At 65.5% G+C, this 3,674-nt stretch carries 3 protein-coding genes and 1 pseudogene; 1 reads left to right on the forward strand and 3 read right to left on the reverse strand.

What is annotated here, in order from left to right:
• Positions 1-567, forward strand: a pseudogene (locus ACFTZB_RS44080) (hypothetical protein); the annotation flags it as partial.
• 21 nt (positions 568-588) lie between these two features.
• Here ACFTZB_RS44080 and ACFTZB_RS44085 read toward each other — a convergent pair.
• Genes ACFTZB_RS44085 through ACFTZB_RS44095 form a run of 3 tightly spaced genes read right to left on the reverse strand, consistent with a single transcriptional unit; the run spans position 589 to position 3,523 of the window.
• Positions 589-1,587 (reverse strand): tyrosine-type recombinase/integrase, encoded by a 999-nt coding sequence (locus ACFTZB_RS44085; protein ID WP_378442090.1) that lies wholly within the window; start codon positions 1,585-1,587, stop codon positions 589-591.
• Positions 1,584-2,537, reverse strand: coding sequence for a tyrosine-type recombinase/integrase (locus ACFTZB_RS44090; protein WP_378442092.1), 954 nt, complete (start codon positions 2,535-2,537; stop codon positions 1,584-1,586). The genes ACFTZB_RS44085 and ACFTZB_RS44090 overlap by 4 nt, the downstream gene beginning before the upstream one ends.
• Positions 2,534-3,523, reverse strand: coding sequence for a tyrosine-type recombinase/integrase (locus ACFTZB_RS44095; RefSeq protein ID WP_378442095.1), 990 nt, complete (start codon positions 3,521-3,523; stop codon positions 2,534-2,536). The genes ACFTZB_RS44090 and ACFTZB_RS44095 overlap by 4 nt, the downstream gene beginning before the upstream one ends.
• Between the last annotated feature and the right edge of the window lie 151 nt (positions 3,524-3,674).

Genomic DNA, 3,674 nt, shown 5'->3' on the forward strand with positions numbered 1-3,674 from the left:
AGCGAGTTGACCGCGTTGATGCAGGTCGCCCGCGACAAACTCGACGAGGGTCAGGAGGAACTCGACCTGGGGCTGGATGCGCTCGCCGGCCCCGGCGGCGGCCCGTCGCTGATCACCGCGAAGCGGTCCCGCTGGCTGATCGAGACGATCGCCGTAGCGTGGTCCCGACTGGGGTTCGACGTTGTCGACGACGAGGCGTTCTTCCAACTGGTCCTCGGCCGACTCGTCGAACCGACCTCGATGAGCGACACCGCCCGCGTCGTCAGCGAGATCGGCCTGACACCGGCGCACCGCAACACCTACGCCAACGCACTCAAGCGTTGCGCTACGAGCGATTACCGGAATCGTGTCGCCACGAAATGCTTCGAGCACGCGGCGGCGACCGGCGGGCTGTCTCTGGTGCTCTACGACGTCACCACCTTGTACTTCGAGGCGGAGAAGGAAGACGAACTCCGCAAAGTCGGCTACTCGAATTATGCCGAGGTCTGGGTTATGTCGATGGGGTTGTCTCGGCGGTGGTCGTCGTGCAGGTCAAGGGTTTCGGCGCGGGTGGTCCACGCGGCATAAACCGGGTGGTGTGGTTGATTCTCATAGTTGCTCGAGGAAACCGATGAGGGTGTCCGGGGGCCGGTAACGCCCGGGCGTGGTGGTGGGCGAGGTCACACGGTCGAGTGCACGCTCCTTGATGGCCATATCTGCGTGGCGGTAGATGTGGGTGGTAGCCGGACTCTGGTGGCCGAGCCAGAGCGCGATGACGGAGGTGTCGACCCCAGCGTTCAGCAGCGTCATCGCAGCGGTATGCCGCAGTGTGTGCGGGGTGATGTTCTTGGCGGCGATCGAGGGGCACCTGTGCGCAGCGGTGGCGGCGTGCTTGGCGACGAGGCGTTGAACGGCGTCTGCAGACATCGGTGTTCCGTTCCTCGTGGGGAAGACCGGTGCTCCGGGCAGCGGGCAGGTTTCCTTGAGCCACGGACGTAGGACTGCCAGGGTCTGCCGGGTCAGCGGAGTGGCGCGTTCCCGTCGGCCTTTGCCCATGGTGCGAACGGCGGCGCCGGGGATCGTGGTGGTGATGTCCTCGGTGGTCAGTGAAATCAGTTCCGAGAGGCGAAGTCCCGTCTTGAGTGCGGTGATCAGCAGGGCCTGGTCCCGGCGCCCGAACCAGGTGGTGCGGTCCGGTGCCTGCAAGAGGGCGTCCACTTCGGTTTCGGTCAGGTAGGAAACGATTGCTCGTTCGTATCGCCGTTGCGGGATCGCGAGGACCTGGCTTGCGGTCTGCGCGTGCTCTGGAATGAGCGGAAGCGCATATCGGTAGAAGGAGTGAACCGCGGCCGGGCGCGCGTTGCGTGTGGTCGTACTGTTGTGCCGGTCGCTGTCGAGGTGATCGAGAAACGCGGCGATGGTCGCTGCGTCGAGGTCACCGATGGTGAGCCGGGCCGGTGGCTTCGCGGCTTTCTGCGCGGTGAACAACAGCAGCAACCTGATCGAGTCCCGGTAGGCCGCGATCGTCTGGGGGCTGGATTGTCGTTGCCGGACCAGGCGGTCAGTGAAGAACCCCTGGATCAGGGAAGTCAGGGTCGGCGCCGTCATGACTGCGCCCCTGCCACTGTCACGCTGTTCCTGGTCTCGAGGCGGCGCACCGCCTGATCGAGCAGTTCGGGAACTGCGTGCAGGTACCAGTAGGTCGAGGCCGGATCGACGTGCCCGAGCCAGGTCGACAGAAGCGGCAGTCGTGCCTGGACATCGTGGCCATCGTCGTACCAGGCGAGCATCGTCGTCACGGCGAAGGTATGCCGCAGATCGTGGAGCCGTGGTGGTCTGCGGCCGGCGATGATGGGGATTCCGGCCGCGGCGAGGAGCTGTCTGAAGGTGACGCCCAGCTTGTCCGGGTCCAGCCTGGTGCGTCGCCCGTTTACGAAGAGCATCGGACACGCCCGCGTTGCAGCGGGAAGCTGGTCGTGGCGGACCCGCAGATAGCGGCGCACGTGCGTGACCGTGGTTGGATGGAGGAACACCAGCCTGGACTTGCCGAACTTCGTGTCCAGGACCTGGATCATGCCGTTGTCCAGGTCTACGTCGTCGACGCTGACGCGGCAGGCCTCACCCGGGCGCATCCCGGTGGCGGCGAGCAGACCGATCAGAGTTCGCCACGTCACCGCCTTGAACTGCGGGGACAACGTGTCCGTTGCTGCAAGCAGCGCGTGGATCTCGGTGTCGCTGTAGATGTGCGGTTCCCGGGCGCGATATCGGCGGTTGCACATCGTCTCCGGGGGAACCTGCGTGGCCGGATCCAACGCCTGCTGGTGCCGGGCGAACAGCCGCACCGCGTCCATCCTGCGGGCGAACAGGGCATCGTGGACGGGCACCTTGATCTGCGCGGTGGCCCATTCCAGCGCAACGTCGTTAGTGACGTGGTCTACGCCCCTGGCCTCGCAGAACCCGACGAAGCTCATCAGCAACTTGGCCAGGCCCTCGGCTTTGAAACCCATCGCCCTGCGCATGACGAGATAGTCGGCGACGTTCTCACGCAGCGTGTTCATGATCGAGCCTCGGGCCACGGTCGAGCCATACTCCGAGCCCTGGTATCCGGGCCCGTCTCCGGGATCGTGCCGGGCCAAGGTCGCGCCAACGGCCGCAGGGACACCTCATCGACCTTGGCGTAGATCGCCGTGGACCGCACGCTGCGATGGCGCAGCACCTGCCCCACCTCGGGCAGAGATGCACCCGCCCGCAACATATCCGTGGCCAAGCTATGGCGCAGCCGATGCGCACCGATCCGGGCGAGACCTGCTGTTCGGCAAGCGATCCCCACAATGTGACCGATCGCCCCGGGTGACAGGGGTCGTCCGGGTGGCCGCAGTGTCGTAAACACCGCCCGTGTCCGGCATCGAGGCCGCCCCGCGGTCAGCCACGCGGCGATGGCCTCTCCAGGTTCCGCCGGCAGGGGCATCCGTTCGACAGTGTTTCCCTTGCCCACGACCGTGATTTCCCCCGCCCGCCAATCGATATCCTCGAGCGCGAGGCGGGCGACCTCACCGCGCCGCAACCCGAGCCGGGCAAGCAGCAGCAGGATCGCATAATCCCGCCGGCTCGGGGCCGTGGACCGGAATGACGCGGCCGCTGCAAGCAGCCGCTCGAGATCCGTTGCCGGCAGGGACATCGGCAATGACGCCAAGTGCCAACTCGCCGACGCGGGAACCGCACCCCACAACCCCACTGGCGTCACGCCAGTGGCATGCGTGAACCGCAGAAACGACCGGACCGACCTGGCCCTGGACTTCGCCGAGTTCGTGTTGCGGTTCCGGCAAAATTCGATCATGAATGCCGTGACCGTTGCTGCGTCCAGAGAACGCAGCGGCAACCCGACGGGCAGCGATTCCAGGAATCGCCCAACATTCCAGCAGTAGTTGTGCACCGTGACGGGCGCCAACCCGCGCTGCCGATCCAGCCATACCCCGAACTCAACGAGCACATCGCTGTCCGGAACCGCCTGCCCATCGGCAACGGTGCCGCTTTCCGAAACCATGACATTCTCCTTTTGATGGGATGATGAACACCATCAGAAAGACACAACGGACTCCCGGCTGCCAGGTTATGCCGCGTGGTCCACCTCCACCGAAGCCCTTGACCTGCACGACGACCACCGCCGAGACAACCCCATCGACATAACCCAGACC

The sequence above is a fragment of the Rhodococcus sp. NPDC057014 genome, assembly GCF_042673295.1.
In the GTDB taxonomy this organism is placed as follows: domain Bacteria; phylum Actinomycetota; class Actinomycetes; order Mycobacteriales; family Mycobacteriaceae; genus Rhodococcus_F.

Bases quoted from the DNA above. Each gene is read 5' to 3' on its own strand.
- ACFTZB_RS44095 (WP_378442095.1), bottom strand. From the start codon at position 3,523: ATGGTTTCGGAAAGCGGCACCGTTGCCGATGGGCAGGCGGTTCCGGAC.
- ACFTZB_RS44085 (WP_378442090.1), bottom strand. From the start codon at position 1,587: ATGACGGCGCCGACCCTGACTTCCCTGATCCAGGGGTTCTTCACTGAC.
- ACFTZB_RS44090 (WP_378442092.1), bottom strand. From the start codon at position 2,537: ATGAACACGCTGCGTGAGAACGTCGCCGACTATCTCGTCATGCGCAGG.